The organism is Candidatus Phytoplasma pyri, assembly GCF_046600495.1.
GTDB classification, from domain to species: domain Bacteria; phylum Bacillota_I; class Bacilli_A; order Acholeplasmatales; family Acholeplasmataceae; genus Phytoplasma; species Phytoplasma pyri.
Genome location: NZ_JBKIOZ010000001.1, coordinates 139,497 through 157,148, shown reverse-complemented (window position 1 = coordinate 157,148; position 17,652 = coordinate 139,497). Strand labels below are relative to the sequence as shown.

Below are 17,652 nucleotides of genomic sequence, written 5' to 3'. Positions count from 1 at the left end.
TATATTTTACCTTAACTTTAATTAAATTATTAAAATAATTAATAATTAAAAAATAAATTTCACAATTAAAAATTAATACTTTTATTACTAATAGGAAAAGCAATAACATCTCTAATATTTTCAATTCCAGTTAAATAAATTAATAATCTTTCAAATCCTAAACCAAATCCAGAATGTATACAACTACCAAAACGACGTAAATCTAAATACCATTCTAAATTTTCTGAAGAAATATTTAATTCTTTCATTCTATTTTTTAAAATTTCTAAATTTTCTTCTCTTTGTGAACCACCAATTAATTCGCCAACAAAAGGAACTAAAAGATCTACACAAGCAACTGTTTTTCCATCTGGGTTAATTTTCATATAAAAAGCTTTTATTTCTTTCGGCCAATCAATAATAAAAACAGGACTTTTAAAATAAATTTCAGTTAAATATTTTTCATGTTCAGTATAAAAATCACTACCGTGAAAAGGTTTAAATTCAAAATCAATACCGCTTTTGATTAAAATTTCCATAGCTTCTTTATATTTAATTTTTGGGAATGATTTTAATTCAACAAATTCATTTAATTTTTTAATTAAACCAGGAGATTCATTGATTTCTAAAAATTCAAAATCATTTTTATTTGTTAATAAACAAGATTTAACTATTTTTTTTAACATTTTTTCAATAATTTCCATATTTTTTTCTAAATTAGAAAAAGCCATTTCAACTTCTAGCATCCAAAATTCTGCAACATGTTTAATAGTATTAGATTTATCAGCTCTAAAAATAGGACCAAAACTATAAACTTTATTTAAAGATGTTGCTAAAGCTTCTAATTCTAATTGACCAGTTACACTTAAAAAAGTTTTTTTTCCGAAAAAATCTTTAGTATAATCGATTTTTTTATCTTTTGTTAAAACTAATTTTTCTAAATCAAAAGTAGTAATTTGAAATAATTCACCCGCTCCTTCACCATCATTAACAGTAATAATAGGGGTATTAGTTAATAAAAAACCTTCATTTTTAAAAAATTCATGTATAGCTAAAAAAACAGCACTTCTAATACGAAAAATAGAACCAAAAAGTTTAGTTCTTAATCTTAAATGAGGGATTTTTCTTAAAAAAGCTTTTGAATGATTTTTAGGTTGAATTGAATATTCAAAAGAACTATAACCTAAAATATTAATTTTTTCCGCTTCTAATTCAAAAATATTATTTATTTTAAAATTTTTAATTAAAAAACCTTCAATTTCTATAGATGCTCCTATTTGTAGATTTTTTTTAATTTTTTCAAGAAAAAAAATTTTATCTTTTTTGCAAACAATTTGCAAATCAGTAATAAATGTTCCATCATTAAAATCAATAAAAAATAATTTTTTTTGATAACGACAATTTCTAATCCAACCTTTTAAAAAAATTTTTTTATTTTCATAAAATGATGGATTTTTAAATAAATCTTTCAAAAAAACTATCATATAAAAATTCTCCTAAAAATTAAAATTTATTTAAAATAAAAATTCAAAAAATTTAAAAAAAATCATTCTTTTAATTAAAATAATTATACATTAAATTTTAGTTTTTTAAAAATAAATAATAAATATTAATATACTAATATTTGTTAAATTTATATAAATATTTTTTAAAATTTGAAAAAGTGTTACATAATTATTTGAGATTTTATTAAAAATAAAATTAGATATAAAAAAATTAAAATTTAAAATTATTTTTTTAATATTATTTATTAAATAAATTTTATTTTTTTATATAATTTAATTTAAAATTTTGAAATTAATTAAAGCATATTATCTTGATAAAATTTTGCTTATTATTTTATAATTTTTTTAAAAATTATTTAATGCTTGTTCATAAGAAATAAATTTTAAATTTTCAAATTTATTTTTTAAAATTATTTCTTTTATTATTTCCCCTTTTTCTAAAATAGCAACTCTATGGCATAAATTTTTAATAATAGAAATGTCATGTGAAACTAAAACAATAGTAGTTTTAAAATTATTATTAATTTCTTTAATTAATTTTAAAATTTCATAACTAGAATAACTATCTAAACTTGAAGTTGGTTCGTCACAAAAAATAATTTTTGGATATATTGATAAAGCTCTAATTATAGATATTTTTTGTTTTTGACCACCAGAAATTTGATTAGGATAAGCTTTTTTAAATTTTTTTAATTTAAAATATTCCAATAAATAATTTATTCTAGAAATAATTTTTTTTTTAGAAAAATTTCTTAACTTTAAAGGTAAAGCTGCATTTTCAAAAACATTTAAATTATTTAAAAGATTAAAATTTTGGAAAATCATTGAGCTTTCTAAATGATCAAATTTTCTTATAATATTATTTTCATCTGGTTGGATGAAACCACTCATAATTCTTAATAAAGTAGTTTTTCCACAACCTGTATTTCCTATTAATCCAAAAATTTCGTTTTTTTTAACTTTTAAATTAATTTTTTTTAATATTTTAAAAGGTTTTTTTTTAATGTAAAAAGTTTTTGAAATATTTTCTAATTTAATCATATACCCCCCATTTATTAAATTTATTTTTAAATACTTTAATTAATTAAAATTTATCGTTATTATATTAATAAACTAAACTGACTATAAAATAATTTTTAAAAAAATATTAAATTTTATTAATATTATTTTTGACATTGAACTAATTATAATTTAAATATATTTTATTTTATTATTTTATTTTTAATTATTTAAAAAAATATTGTAAATTATAATTATTAAAGAATAAAAAAAGTGAAAATTTTAATTTTTAAATAATTAATTAAAAAAATATTGAATTAACAAAGAATTAACAAAATTTAAAAAATTTTGCTCTTATATAAAATAATATTATAAATTAGTATACTATCTCCAATATTGTTTATATAAATATAAAATAATAAATTTTAGTATTTTTTTTTTTTTGTACTTTATAATTTTATAAAAATAAATAATTTTTTATATATTATGAAAAAAATTATTTATTTTATCTATCTTAAAAATAGTATTAAAATGAATTTATATGATTATAATTTATCATAATTTAAAGATATAAAACATAATATAAAAAGATTATTATTTTATAATAATAATATGTAAAATAATTATTGTTTTTGACAAATTATAAAATAAAAGTAAAATTATAGTTGTTATTTTAAAAACGTATTTTTTATTATTAAAATATTATTATATTAAATTAAAAAAAATTAAAATATATTTTATTTTTTTAAAATAATGATATCATAAAATAAGTGCTAAATAAAATAGAAATAGACAAAATTAAATAATTATTGTTTTTTTTAAGTTTTAAAATTTAAAAATTAAATTTAAAAAAGTTGAGGAGTTTTAAATGTTATTTGAACAATATGAACCTTTAAAAAAAAAAAGATTACAAATTTTAGATGAAGAAGGTAATTTAACTAAATCAGAGTTAGAACCTAAAATATCTAATGAAATATTATTAAAAATTTATAAAACAATGATATTAGAAAGAATTTCAGATATAAAAGCTTTTGAATATCAAAGACAAGGAAGAATGTTGACTTATGTTTTAAACATTGGACAAGAAGCTTGTCAAGTTGCTTCAGCAGCAACTTTAGAAAAACAAGATTGGGTTTCTCCTTATTTTCGTGATATAGGTTTTTATTTATATAAAGGTGTTCCGTTAAAAAATATTTTTTTATATTGGTACGGAAATGAAAAAGGTTCAAAAATGGATCCAGAAACTCGTATTTTACCAGTAAATATTATTATCGGTTCTGGTATTAATATGGGAGCTGGGTTAGCTTTAGCAAGTAAAATACAAAAAAAAAATGAAGTTGTTATTGCTACTATTGGTGACGGTGGAACATCTCATGAAGAGTTTTTTGCAGGTTTAAATTATGCTTCTACTTTTAAAGCACCTTTAATAGTTTTAATTCAAAATAATCAATATGCTATTTCAACACCAAGAAAAATTGCTTCAAATGCAGAAACTTTAGCTCAAAAATGTTATGCTTTTGGAATTCCAGGTATTCAAGTTGATGGTAATGATGTTTTAGCTGTTTATTCAGCAGTTAAAGAAGCTGTTGAAAGAGCTAGAAAAGGTGAAGGTTCTTTTTTAATTGAATTTTATACTTATCGTATGGGGGCTCATACAACTAATGATAATACTAAGTTATATCGTACAGAAGAAGAAGAATTATCATGGAAAAAAAAAGATCCAATTTTACGTTTTGAAAAATATTTATTATGGAAAAAAGTTTTAGAAGAAAAAGATATTAAAAAAATAGCAGTTGAAACAAATAATTATGTAGCAAAAGTACATCAAGAAATTTCTATTGATGGTGATAAAGTAGAACCGATTGAAGTTTTTGAAAATGTTTATGAAGAAATGACGCCACAATTAAAAGAACAATATGAAGAATATGTATCTTTCTTATCAAAAGGAGATAAAAAATAATGGCTTTGATGAATTTATTAGAATCTATAAATAATGCTTTAGACATTTGTTTAGAGAATAATCCTAAAACTGTTGTTTTTGGTCAAGATGTAGCTAAATTAGGTGGTGTTTTTAGAGTAACTGCTGGATTACAAAATAAATATGGTAAAGAACGTGTTTTTGACACACCAATATCTGAATCTTCTATTGTTGGTAGTTCTATAGGTATGTCAATTAATGGTTTAATACCTATTGCAGAAATACAATTTGATGGTTTTTCTTATGTTGGTTTACAAGATTTATTTTCTCATGCCGCTAGAATGAGAAATCGTACGCGTGGAACTAGAACTGTTCCTATGGTTTTAAGAATACCTGTTGGTGGTGGTATTAAAGCATTAGAACATCATTCTGAGTCCTTAGAAACTATTTATGGTTCTATTCCAGGATTAAAAATAGTTTTTCCTTCAACTCCTTATGATGCTAAAGGTTTATTATTATCTGCTGTTAAAGATCCAGATCCTGTAATTTATTTTGAACCAAAAAAAATTTATCGTTCAGGAAAACAAGAAGTTCCAAAAGAATATTACGAAATACCGATTGGTAAAGCTAAAATAGTGAAACCAGGTGATGATATTACTATTGTAGCCTGGGGTTCTATAGTTAGAGAAGTAGAATCAGCTATTAAATTATTGGAACAAGAAAATATTTCTATAGAATTAATTGATTTACGCACTATAAATCCAATTGACCGAGAAACTATTATTCAATCAGTTAAAAAAACTGGTAGATTTTTAGTAGCACATGAAGCTTGTAAAACTTATGGTCCGGCAGGTGAATTAATTACTTTAGTTAATGAAAAAGCTTTTGAATATTTACAAGCTGCTCCATCTAGAGTTACAGGTCATGATATTATTTTTCCTTTAGCTAGAGGTGAAAAACATCAATTTTTAAATCCTAATCGTATTGCCGAAGCAATTAAAAAAGTTTTTTGTGAAGTTTAAAAAATTAAAAATAAATTCAGGAGATAAAATAAAAATATGTTTGAATTAAAATTTGCTGATATTGGCGAAGGTATTGACGAAGGAACTGTTTTAAAAGTATATTTTAAAGTTGGTGATAAAGTTAAAGAAGGTGATATTTTAGCTACTGTTGAGACAGATAAAGTAAATGCAGATTTACCAGCTCCAATTAACGGTTTTATTACTAAATTAGGTGTTAAAGAAGGCGAAACAATTCATGTTGGTGATATGGTAGCTGTAATAAGTGATGAAATTAATGAAAAAACTAATTTAAATAATAATAAATTATCTGATGAAAATGAATTAAAACACAAAGATAAAGAAGATGATGCAGGAGTAGTGGGTGATTTAGAAAATTCTTCTCAAATCATAGAAACATTTAGTGATAATCATGATTTAAACAAAATTAATTCAAATAAAGAAAAAATTTTAACAACACCTTTAGTACGTTCTATGGCTAAGAAGTTAGGAATAGATTTAAATAATGTTAATGGTAGTGGAATAAATGGTAAAATCTTAAAAGAAGATGTTGAAAAATATCAAAATGAAAATTTAAAATTTTCAAATTTATCAACACAAAAACAAAATATAGAAGAATCACATTCATTAAATAATTTTGATTTTAGTAGTTCTGATGTTGAAGTTATTAAAATTTCTCGTTTAAGAAAATCTATTTCAGAACAAATGAAAATTTCAAAAAATTTTATTGTTCCTACTACTTTATTAAATGAAATAAATATTGATAATTTAGTATCATTTAGAAAAAAATTAAAATCTGAAGCAGATTATAAAAATATTAAATTAACTTATATGGCTTTTATTATGAAGGCAATTATTCTTGTTTTAAAAGAATTCCCAATTTTTAATTCTAGTTTTAATGAAATTAAAGATGAAATTATTATTAAGAAAAATATTAATTTAGGAATTGCTGTTGATACTGAAAATGGTTTGATAGTCCCTAATATTAAAAATGCTAACAAAATGAATATTTTAGAATTAGCAAAAGAATTAGAAATAATTGCTAAAGAAACAAGAGAAAGAAAAGTTTCTATAGAAAAATTAAAAAATGGTACTTTTACAATTACCAATTTTGGAGCTATTGATTTAACTTATGGAACTCCTATTATCAATTATCCAGAAACAGCAATTTTAGGTATTGGTAAAATAATTAAAAAACCAATAGTTGAACAAGAAAAGATAATAATTGCTAATATGTTACCTTTATCTTTAACTATTGATCATAGAATTATTGATGGTGCAGATGGAGGAAGATTTTTAAAAAGATTTAAAGAAATTTTAAATAATCTTTCTTAATTTTTATTATTTTTTAAAGGATGTTATTAAAATATGAAAAATTATGATATTGTAGTTATTGGTGGTGGCCCTGGTGGTTATGTAGCAGCTATAAAAGCCAGTCAGTTAGGCGCAAAAGTAGCATTAGTAGAGAACCACAAAATTGGTGGTGTTTGTCTTAATTATGGTTGTATACCTACTAAAACTTATTTTAAAAGTGCTAAAGTTTTTAAAGAAATAAAAAAATCTTCTTATTATGGATTAAAAATTCAAGGTGATGTAAGTTTTAATTGGAAAGACATTTTATTACGAAAAAATAAAGTTGTTAAAAAATTAAACAATGGCGTAGAATTTTTGTTAAAAAAAAATAAAGTTGATTTATATTATGGTTTTGGAGAAGCTTTAACTTCTAAAATAGTTAAAATTGGAAATGATTTATTAATTAATACTAAAAAAATAATTATATCTACTGGAGCAAGTACTTTTATACCTCCAATTGAAGGTCTTAAAGAATCTTTTGAAAAAGGCATTGTTAAAACTAGTAAAGAATTATTAGAATTAGAAGAATTACCTAAAAAAATGGTTATTATTGGTGGTGGAGTAATTGCTATTGAATTTGCCACTATTTTTAAAGCTTTTGGTTCTGAAATTATTATTTTAGAAAGACAATCTAATATTTTAAATAACATGGATCAAGATATTATTGAGGGTTGTTATAAAAAAATAAAAAATGACGGTATAGAAGTTTTAAATAATGTAGAAGTAATGTCTATAAAAGATAATAAAATTTTTTATTCATATAACAACCAAAATAGAGAATTAATATCTGATACTATTCTAATAGCTACAGGTTTTAAACCAAATTTATCAGGTTTAGAAAAACTTAACTTAAATATTGAAAAAAATTCTATAGTAACTGATAATTTTTTAAGAACGTCTTTACCTGATGTTTATGCTGTTGGAGATGTTAATGGTAAATATATGTTAGCACATGTAGCTAGTCATGAAGGTATAATTGCAGCAAATCATGCTTTAGGTAAAGAAGAAAACTTAAATGGAATAAATTATAATCGTATTCCTTCTTGTGTTTATTCTTTTCCAGAAATTGCTACAATTGGGTTAACAGAACAAGAAGCTAAACTAAAAGGTATGGATTATAAAATATCTAAATTACCTGTAACTTCTATAGGGAAATCTTTGGCCGATGGTGAAACAGAAGGTTTTGCTAAACTTATAGTTGACAAACAAAGTTTAGAAATTATAGGTATGCATATTTATGCTTATAATGCTACTGAGTTAATTAGTGAAATTTCTGTTGCTATGGAGTTAGAGGGAACTGCTTATGAATTAGTTAATGCTATTCACCCTCATCCAACTTTATCTGAAATAATATTTGAAACTTATTTAGGAGCTATAGATAAACCTATACATATGTAAAAATATATTATATTTATTATTTATAATTTTTTTATTTAATGTAATATTAAAAAATAATATAGATTTATAAAAAATAATTTTAAATATAAATAAAATATTACACTAATTTAAAAAAAATTAATATTTTGTTTCTTAACTTTTAAATAATATGAAAATATTTATTTTTTTAAAAATTTATCAAAAAAATTAAATTAAAAAAAGGTTATAAAATAAAATGTTAATAGATACTCATGCTCACTTAAATCAATCAGATTATGATAATGATTTAGAATATGTAATTGCAAGAGCTTTAAAAAATGATGTTCAAAAAATTATTGTTGTTGGTATGGATGAAAAAAGTAATCAAAAATCAATTGAAATAGCTGAAAAATTTGATAATGTTAAAGCAACTATAGGCATTCACCCTTGTTATTATCAAAATGAAGATCCTAAAAAATTAGAAAAATATTTAAAACATTCTCAAGTTATAGCTATAGGTGAAACTGGTTTAGATTTACACCATAGAAAAGACAATTTATTAGAACAAAAAAATATTTTTAAAATTCATATTGAATTAGCATTAAAGTATAAATTACCCTTGATTTTGCATGCTAGAGATGCTTTTTTAGAAGTTTACGAAATGTTACAACCATATAAAGAAAAAATCACAGGGGTTTTTCATTGTTTAGTTTCTAATTTAAAAGAATCAAAAAAAGCTTTAGAGTTAGGTTTTTATATTGGTATTGGTGGTATTGTTACTTATAAACAATCTATAATTACTCATGAAATTGCAAAAACAATTCCTTTAGAAAAAATTATCTTAGAAACAGATTGTCCTTATTTAACACCTATTCCTTTCAATAAACAAAGAAACGAACCGGCAAATATTAAAATAATTGCTGAAAAAATTGCAAAATTAAGAAACATTTCTTTACAAGAAGTATCAAAACAAACTACTAAAAATGTAAAAAAACTTTTTAATTTTTAGTTTTGATATAAAAATACTATTATACTTATATTTTTATATAAATTATTAATATTTATTAATTTCCAAAAATATTTTAAATATAATTACCAATAAAGTTATTAATTCTATTTTAGGATAAATAACTTTTTTTTATTTTTATGATAATTAATTTAAATTAATATTTGTAGTTATTAAATATATCTAGATTTAAATTTTTTATTTTTTAATTATAAATACAAGTAGTGTATTATTAACTAAAATTATTAGAATAAAATTTTTTTATTTTAATTAAAAATCAAATATTTTATGATAATAATTTGTTATTATAATATTGTATTGTTAAAAAGTAAAATTTATTTTTAAGGCGGTTTTTTTATAATATGCAAAAAAATAAAAACATAAAAATTTTTGGTATTAATATTTTTATGTTTCTAATTTTTATTATTACAATGATTATTAATATATTTTATATTTATAAAAACCCTGATTTAATATTTAAATTATGGCATCCTTTATTAACACCTTTATTTATTTGTATGGTGATAGGAATTTCTTTAAATTTTATTGGTAAAAATATTCCAGTTTTAAATAAATTTGGATTAAGTTTTTTACTTTGTATTATAGTACCGTCTTTTTTAGTATATCAAGGAATTATACCTGAAAAAGTAGCTGTTTTTTTTGATAAACTTTTTTTTAATAAAGTTACTAATAATAAATTAGTCAATGAGTTACCTAATGTTGGTATTAATTTCTCTCAGTTTTTCATAACTATTGTAATTTCAGGCAGTATTTTAAGTGTTGATAGAGAATTATTAAAAAAATCTATTTCAAGATTTATTCCTTTGACTTTAATTGTTATTTTTTTTTCTATTATTTTAACATCTTTTATAGGTTATTTATTGAATTACCGATGTCCTAGTATATTTTCAAAATATTCTAAAAATTCTTTATTAGATTCTATTTTTTACATTTGTCTTCCTTTAACTAATGGGGGTACAAATTTAGGAATTAATGGTTTTTCAAATGGAATTTTCAAAGAAGCTTTTCCTTCAATAACATCAAGTGAAATAAGAAGTTATTTATTACCACCACTACTTTTAACTCGAATTTTAAGTATTATATTTGCTGGAATTTTATATTTTTTATTTGATAAAACTAAATTTAGTGGTAAAGGAAATTTAACAAAAAATACAATTTATATCGAAAATAATTTAAAATCAAATACACCTTTAGAATATCAAAATATAGGTATAGGATTATTAATTATTCTTGGTTTTTATTCTTTAGGAATTATAATTAATCAATTAATTAGTAGTAAAATAACAATTTTGCAATTAGATGCAATGGTTTATGTTATTATTATTTTATTAATTGTTAAAATATTTAATCTAATATCTATTGAAAATCAAAATTATGTTGAACAAACTGGTAAATTAATGAGTACTATTTTTACTATTCCTGTTTTGACTGGTTTAGGACTTACTACTGATTTTAAAAAATTGTTAGAATGTATAACAGATTATAAAATGTTATTAATAGTTATTTGTGCTTTATTAATTAGTATTTTGATAACATTTATTCTTGCTAAAAAATTTGGTTTTTACGAATTAGAAGCATCTTTAGCATCTGGAATTTCTGGATATAGTATTGGTGGTACTGGTAATGTTGGAGTAATGTCTGTAAGTCATAGAGAATATTTATTACCATTTTCTATGATTGCAACTAGAATTGTAGGTCCTATTATGTTTATTATTTACAGTATTTTTTTTAGAATTATATATATGTCATAAACAATTTACAATTTTTTTAAAAAAAATAATAAAATTTATTTTTAATAAATAAAAATATAATTTAAAAAAATGCACTATTTATTTAAAATAAATAGTGCATTTTTATTATTATTTTTTGTTTTGTTTTAATGATAATAAAATTTCTTTTTGTTCTAAATTTTTTATATTTTCATATAATTTTTGTTTTTCATTTTCTAGTTGCATAATTGAATATTGATTTTTTTTAAATATGATGCTTCCATTATAAACAACTTCCCAAAAATAAATATATAAAAGACTAAATAAAAAATTAAATAAAAACCTATCCATTAACTTATAAACAATAGCAGTAAAATTCTCATTATCTTGATGTAAATTTAAGAAAGTATTTGCTATACTTATAATATAAATAATTGTTAATATACATAAAATAATTATTTGTGTTCTTCCTAATGTGAATAAAGATTTTTTGTTTTTTTGATTACTTTTTTGATATATCATAAATTTTCTTCTTTTAAATTAATATTTTTTTGCATTTCTTGAATTTTATTTTGTAAATTATTTATTTCTTGAAAAAAATATTTTTTTATGGAAATTTGTAAATTAATGTCACGATTAAAAGCACAAGCTTTAAAAAAAGGATAAACCAAAAACCATCCTATACCCATAGTAAAAATACTTATAAAAATAATTAAAACTAATTGTACTGTACTTAATTTACATTTATCCAAATTTGTATTCATAATTTGAATTTGATACATTTTTCCCACTCTTTTATTTTATTTTTTTTTATGATGAATTCTTAAATTTTTCTGAAACCACTTCGCAAGGCTTTTTGATGTTTTTTCAAGTTGAATTTTACGGTTAGTAATTTACTATATTTTTTGCGAATTATATAATTAATAATTTTATTTGTTTAAAATTTAATGATAAATCTTTTTATTGAAAAATTTAATAATTTTAAATTATTATTATTTTTTTGAGTGTTTTATATAAAAATAATAATAATTTAATTTATTTAATTTTCAATTTTAATCTTGGTATTTGTTTTAATTATATATTCTAGTAACATCAAAAATATTGATTTCACATTTGCATTATTTTTTATTTTTTATAATATTTACTTTCCCCTCCTATTGAAATTTATTTAAAGTAATTATATCATAAAAAAATTATTTACTAATTGTTATTAATATTGAATTGTTAATTTAATATTAAAATAGATATCTTTTTTATTTTTATTACATTCTCTATAAGTTTTAATCTGGTTTTTTATATTATAATTATGTCAAATAGTTGATAGATTTTTAAAAACATATAAATTTTTTCCATAAATTTTAAATTCATTAATAAATTTATTGCTTTTTGATACTACCAAAAAATTCAAAACTGTAATATTTTGTTTTGAATTTTAAAATAAAAGTTTTTTTATATTTATTAAAAAATTTAATTTAAATTTTTTAATGATCAATATTTATATTTTTTAAATATCATCATTAATAAAGAAATATTTTTTTATAAAAAAAGTTTATTATTTAAGTTTTATTAAAGGTTTATATTTTATTTTTTTTGTTTTATAAAAAAAAATTTCAAAAAAAAAAAAAAAAAAAAAAAAATTATCATAATTAATTAGAAAAAAACATTTTTTATTATTTTATTTATTATTGATATTATTTTATATTTAAATTTTATTATTTTTCAAAAATTCAGAAAAAAATAAAATTACTTTTAAAATATTTAGTTTATAAGGTTTTAATTTTCCATTTTTATTTATTTTCGTAAAAAATTTTTTATACCAATTAAGTAGTTTTTGATAATTTTTTAAATTAAGATTATTTATTGTTTTTTTATTTTTTTTTAAAATTTTAATTACTATTTGATACCAAGATAAATTTATTTTATAAGGTTTAAAATCTTTTATATCCCACTGAATACAACATTCTAAAATTAAAAAAAAATCTGTTGAAATTGTTTTTGTAATTACTTTTTGAGAATAATATAAATGAAAAGTATTTATATAATGTTTACGTTTTTTCATTTCTTTTGTCCATTTTTTGATTAATAAATTAAAATAAACTCTTCCTAGATCTAAAAAAGGTTGCATTCCTTGATTACGAATATTCATATTTAAATAATAATCATGCATTCCAAATTCTTTTCTTAATGCGCATAATGAAATATCAGGACTGTATTTATATAATTCATGTGGTATTATTCTCATTTTATAAAATTTTACCTTTCTATTATTTTTTTAATTATAAATAAATAATATATTTTTTTATTTAAATTTTTTTAGTAATAATTAAAAATAAAACTTAATTTAAAAAAGTTAATATAAATAAAATATTTTTATATTTCTAAATATTAAATTAAAAATTTTAAACTCAGAAAATTTTTTAATTTTTTAATTTAATATTTAGAAAAAAATTATTTTTTACTTTTAAAAATTTTGAATTTTTAACAGATTATTTTTAAGTTTTTTACGAGTTAATTTTTAAGTTAATATATTGACAATTTTTAATTTTATACTAATTGAATATTTTTTTATTTAATTTTTTTTATTTTAAATTATTTATTTGAATTTTATAATATTATATATAATTTAATTAATTTTTTTAACTATTTTTTAAAATATATTTTATTTATTTTTTACCAAAAAAAATTTGAATTACTTTATTATTAATATTAAAATAAAATCCCTTTTTTGATATTTTTGAAATTTTATTTTAATATAATTATTATAAATTAAGTTTTATAAATTATGTTGATATTATTTTTTTCATTTTTTTTGATAGGAATTAAAAAATTTATTTTAATCAATATTTTAATGCTATAATAATATTATAATTGCAATTTTTTTTGTTAATTATAATTTTATTCTAAGTTATTTATTTTTTATTAATAAAAATATTTTTAAGTTTATAATTTTATTTTAAAAATTAATTTTTAAATAATTTAAATTTTTAATGTTTTTATAATCTTAATTATTTATAAAATTTAATATAGAAAGTTTTTCGGATGAATAAAAATTATAAAAAAATTAATTTAAATTATTTATTTTTTATTAATTTATTATTTTTATTATTTTTTTATATTATTATTACAAAATATTATTTTTTCTCAATAGTAAAACAAAAATATGAAGAACAAAATTATATAGATCAAAATTATTTAAGTTTTAATCAACAAAAGTCTGATAAATTAGAAACTATAAAAAAAGATTTATTAAGTATTGAAAATTATCCTTTAAGTTTAATCTTTGGTAAAAAAAAATTGAAATTTAACGATAAAATAGACAATTTTGAATATTATTTAATTTCATTTGATAAAATTAATGATGAAAATTTTAAAGAAATAATAACATATACTTTAAATTATTTTGGTATTTATCTTTATTCTTTTATTTCTCAAAAAAAATATAATTGTTTTGAATTAAAAAAAAATACTTATGAAAAAGGTGAGATATTGTATTCTTTTTCAAAAGATAATGTTTCAAAAAATATTTTATATAAAGAAGGAATAATTAGCTTTTCGGAAAATAATAAGGATAATTCAGAATTTATTTTTTATGTTTATACAAAAGGTAAAGAAAATAAATTTTTTTTTAATCAAAAAGGCGATTTCGTGGGTTTTCAAAAAAAAATATTTTCAGAAAAAGATAATCAACATTTTAAATTTTTAAATTCAGTTTTTAATGTAGATTTAATTTTGAATTTATTACCTAAAAATTTAATTTTAAATATTAATAAATCATCAGATATTAAAACTAACAATAATAATGATTTAAATAATTCTTTTATTAATAAAAAAGATTTTTTTTTGTCTAAAGAACCTGATTTATCTAAAATTACTGTTGCTGTTAATTATATGAATAGTGTAAATGATGATAGAATTAGTGTTTTAGGTTCTGGTATTATTTTTAAATATCAAAAAATAAAAGATACAGAATATGAATATTATGTTTTAACAAATCGACATGTTGTTATTGATATGGATAATGAAAATGAACAAAATGTTAAAAATAAAATTTTTTATATTAAAAATAAATTTTTTTCTTCCGAAATCGAAGCTAATATACATTTTTATATTGATAATAATCATGAATATGATGATTTAGCAGTTTTAAAGTTTAGATATCGAAATAATTCTTTAAAAAAATTAAGAAATATTAATGAAATTATTGATAATCTTGATTTTAGTAAAAATTTATCAAATGATTTTTTAATAGGTAGTTCTGTTTATGTTCTTTGTTCACAAATACAAAAAATTTATAATAATGAAAATGAATATAAAACTTTTTTTAATTTATTAAAAAAAGGAGTTATTTCATCTTTTTTGGAAAAGGAAATTATTTTTGATATAACTATAGAACCTGGAAATAGTGGTAGTCCTCTTTTTGATTATAAAGGTTCTTTAATTGGTATTAATAAATCTTCTAGTAAACCGAATAATTTATCGCAAGCTATTAATATAAATTATATTAAACCACAAATCGAAAATATTATGAATTTAAAATCTTACAATAATGATAAAATAGCATTTTTAAATCCTAAAGATCCTAATATAATTTTAGATACTAAAAAAAAAATTATTAATTTTAAAAATAATATAGCAAATAATATTGAAGAAAAATTATGTATTTCTTTAGAAAATATTATTGCAGCTAATATACAAGAGTTACTTTTTCCTCAATATCATAATATTTTGAATCATAATAATTTAGTTAAATTTACTATTCAAGGTTTTAATGAAACATCTAATTTTATTGAATATGATCCAAAAATAGAACAATTAAATATTTTTTTTGATAGTAAAAATAAAGAAAAATTTAAATATAAAATTATTACAGAAAAAACTAATTTTAAAACTTCATTTATTTCTAGAAATACACATATTTTTTCATTAAATGATCATTTTGAAGATAAAGTATTTTTTATTTTAGAAAACATTTTTAATAAAAATAATTCTAATTTATCTAAAAATGTTCAAAATGATATTGTTAAAGATATACAATTGGAAAAAGAATTTTCACAACAAAAGATAAGCCAAAATATTATTAATAGTTTAGTTTTATTTGAAAATTATGGTGATGAAATAGGTATTATTATTGATAAAAAGAAAGTAAATACATTAAATAAAGAAACTTATTTTGTTTATTCTATTCTGACTAAAAAATATATTGATTCTGAATATAATAAAAATTTACAAAAATTAAAATATTTTTTATCTTCAAAATTAAAATTAAAATTAAAAATTAATAATGATTTTTTTGAAGAAACGGGTTATTTTGATAATTATTTTTTTACTCAAGATAATAAGAATCTTTTAGGTTTAATTAAATTTAATTCTAAAAATGACTATTCTAATGTTTCTATTAATAATGGTGAATTAATGTTAGGTGAAAATATATATTTAGTTAATAGTTTTGATAATAAAAATTTTTCTTCATATTTAATAAAAAGTAATTTATCTTTTTATAATTTAAATGATAATTTTGAAAAAAACAATATTATTATTTTAGATTTACCTTTTGAACAACCTAAAATGAAAAAATTTTTTGAAAATAAATTAAATAATTTTTGTTTTTTTTTTGATCATAAGGGAAGATTAATTAGTGTAAACAATGATTTAAATTTTTTGCCTAATGAATTATCTTTTTTTACAAAAATTAATGTTTTATTAAAAAATATGATGTTAAAATTTAAACAAAATAAGATATTTAAACAATATTTATTTTTAACACTATATTTGTTTTTAACTTTTTTAGTTTTTTGTTTACAAATTAATTATTTATGTATTTTTTGTTTTTCAGGATTAGATAAAATAATTTTAAAAAATATTTATTTTTAATATAATAAATGTTATAATTATGTTGATTAGTAAAGAAGGAGGTGAAATATAAATGATGAATGTTTCGCCAAAAAAAAATTTTTTATTAATTAATTTATTTAAAATTTTATTTATATTTGTTTTAGTTTGTTTTTCTTTATTTCAAGTTTATATTAAAGCTGAAGTTTTTAAATATCAAGATAGATATGATGATAATTTTAAATATCAAAGAGAAAATATAAATAAAGTTATTGAAGAAGTAAATAAATCATCAAATTTAAAACCAACAATTAATTTAAATGTAAAAGTTAAAAAATCCATAATTAATTTAGTTAATGATTTGGTAAATAAATTAATAGATGTTGTAAGTGATAAGTCTTTAATATCTGGTTATATTATAAAATTTTTTAAACCTATTATTTTGTTTACGGTTAATAGTTTTGTAGAAAGAATATTATAGAGCAATAAATATAAAATAACAAATATTTAAATTATTTTAATTACAAATGATTATTTTAAATATAATAAAAAATGACTTATTTTTAATAAGTCATTTTTTATTATATTTTTTTATTTAATAATCCTAATTTTAATTATAATAATTAAGATAATATTAATAATAATTAAAATAGTAAAAAAATAAAAATAATTTTTGGTTGATTTATTATTGATTTTTTTATTATTTTTAAAAAAATATTTTTTTTTTATGTTTGATATTTTTTGATTTTTAGTTAATATATTAATATTTTGATTATTTATTACTTGTTCTAATGTTTTTGTTAATTTAAGTGTTTTTTGGTCTATTTTTAATGGTGGTATTTTCTTTTGTTTTATGATATATTCTAATTCTTTTATTTGATTTTTGATTAAATTTTTTTGATACGAAGAAAATTCATTTTCAAATAAATTTAAATATTTATTACTATTTTTAATATTT

Annotated in this window: 13 protein-coding genes; 8 read left to right on the top strand and 5 right to left on the bottom strand. The window is 18.3% G+C overall.

Translation table 11 applies throughout. The features are described 5' to 3' along the window. Window positions 1–65 precede the first annotated feature (65 nt). Both asnS and ACLHHF_RS00850 read right to left on the bottom strand, forming a co-directional pair. Window positions 66–1,463 carry an asparagine--tRNA ligase gene (asnS, locus tag ACLHHF_RS00855; RefSeq protein ID WP_411307943.1) on the bottom strand — a complete coding sequence of 466 codons (1,398 nt, stop codon included), beginning with the start codon at window positions 1,461–1,463 and terminating at the stop codon, window positions 66–68. Between the two features lie 366 nt (window positions 1,464–1,829). Continuing rightward, the gene (locus tag ACLHHF_RS00850; protein WP_411307942.1) at window positions 1,830–2,525 is read right to left on the bottom strand and encodes an ATP-binding cassette domain-containing protein; all 696 of its coding nucleotides are present in this window, start codon (window positions 2,523–2,525) and stop codon (window positions 1,830–1,832) included. Between the two features lie 826 nt (window positions 2,526–3,351). Here ACLHHF_RS00850 and pdhA point away from each other — a divergent pair. From pdhA to ACLHHF_RS00820, 6 genes are all read left to right on the top strand, one after another. Further along, a complete protein-coding gene (gene pdhA, locus ACLHHF_RS00845; RefSeq protein ID WP_411307941.1) occupies window positions 3,352–4,443 on the top strand; it encodes a pyruvate dehydrogenase (acetyl-transferring) E1 component subunit alpha in 1,092 nt (363 codons plus the stop codon). Then, entirely contained in the window at window positions 4,443–5,423 is a 981-nt protein-coding gene (locus ACLHHF_RS00840) for an alpha-ketoacid dehydrogenase subunit beta (protein ID WP_411307940.1), read from the top strand. The genes pdhA and ACLHHF_RS00840 overlap by 1 nt, the downstream gene beginning before the upstream one ends. 36 nt (window positions 5,424–5,459) lie before the next feature. Then, window positions 5,460–6,755 carry a dihydrolipoamide acetyltransferase family protein gene (locus tag ACLHHF_RS00835; protein ID WP_411307939.1) on the top strand — a complete coding sequence of 432 codons (1,296 nt, stop codon included), beginning with the start codon at window positions 5,460–5,462 and terminating at the stop codon, window positions 6,753–6,755. 33 nt (window positions 6,756–6,788) lie between these two features. Continuing rightward, complete coding sequence (gene lpdA, locus ACLHHF_RS00830; RefSeq protein WP_411307938.1) at window positions 6,789–8,171, top strand: dihydrolipoyl dehydrogenase; 1,383 nt, start codon at window positions 6,789–6,791, stop codon at window positions 8,169–8,171. Window positions 8,172–8,385: 214 nt separating this feature from the next. Next, a complete protein-coding gene (locus ACLHHF_RS00825; RefSeq protein ID WP_411307937.1) occupies window positions 8,386–9,138 on the top strand; it encodes a TatD family hydrolase in 753 nt (250 codons plus the stop codon). A gap of 359 nt (window positions 9,139–9,497) precedes the next feature. Next, window positions 9,498–10,907 (top strand): 2-hydroxycarboxylate transporter family protein, encoded by a 1,410-nt coding sequence (locus ACLHHF_RS00820; protein WP_411307936.1) that lies wholly within the window; start codon window positions 9,498–9,500, stop codon window positions 10,905–10,907. Window positions 10,908–11,015: 108 nt separating this feature from the next. Here the strand turns inward: ACLHHF_RS00820 and ACLHHF_RS00815 are convergent, their stop codons facing one another. The 3 genes from ACLHHF_RS00815 to ACLHHF_RS00805 all read right to left on the bottom strand — a co-directional run bounded on the left by ACLHHF_RS00815 (window position 11,016) and on the right by ACLHHF_RS00805 (window position 13,107). Beyond that, the gene (locus ACLHHF_RS00815) at window positions 11,016–11,387 is read right to left on the bottom strand and encodes a hypothetical protein (RefSeq protein WP_411307935.1); all 372 of its coding nucleotides are present in this window, start codon (window positions 11,385–11,387) and stop codon (window positions 11,016–11,018) included. Then, window positions 11,384–11,647, bottom strand: a complete 264-nt coding sequence (locus tag ACLHHF_RS00810; RefSeq protein WP_411307934.1) for a hypothetical protein — start codon at window positions 11,645–11,647, stop codon at window positions 11,384–11,386. The genes ACLHHF_RS00815 and ACLHHF_RS00810 overlap by 4 nt, the downstream gene beginning before the upstream one ends. Before the next feature lie 920 nt (window positions 11,648–12,567). Next, window positions 12,568–13,107, bottom strand: coding sequence for a hypothetical protein (locus ACLHHF_RS00805; protein ID WP_411307933.1), 540 nt, complete (start codon window positions 13,105–13,107; stop codon window positions 12,568–12,570). Between the two features lie 797 nt (window positions 13,108–13,904). Here ACLHHF_RS00805 and ACLHHF_RS00800 point away from each other — a divergent pair. Both ACLHHF_RS00800 and ACLHHF_RS00795 read left to right on the top strand, forming a co-directional pair. Further along, entirely contained in the window at window positions 13,905–16,736 is a 2,832-nt protein-coding gene (locus ACLHHF_RS00800; RefSeq protein ID WP_411307931.1) for a S1 family peptidase, read from the top strand. A 52-nt stretch (window positions 16,737–16,788) separates the two neighbouring features. Then, window positions 16,789–17,175, top strand: coding sequence for a hypothetical protein (locus ACLHHF_RS00795; RefSeq protein ID WP_411307929.1), 387 nt, complete (start codon window positions 16,789–16,791; stop codon window positions 17,173–17,175). The last annotated feature ends 477 nt before the right edge of the window (window positions 17,176–17,652 follow it).

What these genes read in the sequence shown, in the direction of transcription:
- asnS (WP_411307943.1), bottom strand. Translation starts at nt 1,463, where the DNA reads ATGATAGTTTTTTTGAAAGATTTATTTAAAAATCCATCATTTTATGAA.
- ACLHHF_RS00850 (WP_411307942.1), bottom strand. Translation starts at nt 2,525, where the DNA reads ATGATTAAATTAGAAAATATTTCAAAAACTTTTTACATTAAAAAAAAA.
- pdhA (WP_411307941.1), top strand. Translation starts at nt 3,352, where the DNA reads ATGTTATTTGAACAATATGAACCTTTAAAAAAAAAAAGATTACAAATT.
- ACLHHF_RS00840 (WP_411307940.1), top strand. Translation starts at nt 4,443, where the DNA reads ATGGCTTTGATGAATTTATTAGAATCTATAAATAATGCTTTAGACATT.
- ACLHHF_RS00835 (WP_411307939.1), top strand. Translation starts at nt 5,460, where the DNA reads ATGTTTGAATTAAAATTTGCTGATATTGGCGAAGGTATTGACGAAGGA.
- lpdA (WP_411307938.1), top strand. Translation starts at nt 6,789, where the DNA reads ATGAAAAATTATGATATTGTAGTTATTGGTGGTGGCCCTGGTGGTTAT.
- ACLHHF_RS00825 (WP_411307937.1), top strand. Translation starts at nt 8,386, where the DNA reads ATGTTAATAGATACTCATGCTCACTTAAATCAATCAGATTATGATAAT.
- ACLHHF_RS00820 (WP_411307936.1), top strand. Translation starts at nt 9,498, where the DNA reads ATGCAAAAAAATAAAAACATAAAAATTTTTGGTATTAATATTTTTATG.
- ACLHHF_RS00815 (WP_411307935.1), bottom strand. Translation starts at nt 11,387, where the DNA reads ATGATATATCAAAAAAGTAATCAAAAAAACAAAAAATCTTTATTCACA.
- ACLHHF_RS00810 (WP_411307934.1), bottom strand. Translation starts at nt 11,647, where the DNA reads ATGTATCAAATTCAAATTATGAATACAAATTTGGATAAATGTAAATTA.
- ACLHHF_RS00805 (WP_411307933.1), bottom strand. Translation starts at nt 13,107, where the DNA reads ATGAGAATAATACCACATGAATTATATAAATACAGTCCTGATATTTCA.
- ACLHHF_RS00800 (WP_411307931.1), top strand. Translation starts at nt 13,905, where the DNA reads ATGAATAAAAATTATAAAAAAATTAATTTAAATTATTTATTTTTTATT.
- ACLHHF_RS00795 (WP_411307929.1), top strand. Translation starts at nt 16,789, where the DNA reads ATGATGAATGTTTCGCCAAAAAAAAATTTTTTATTAATTAATTTATTT.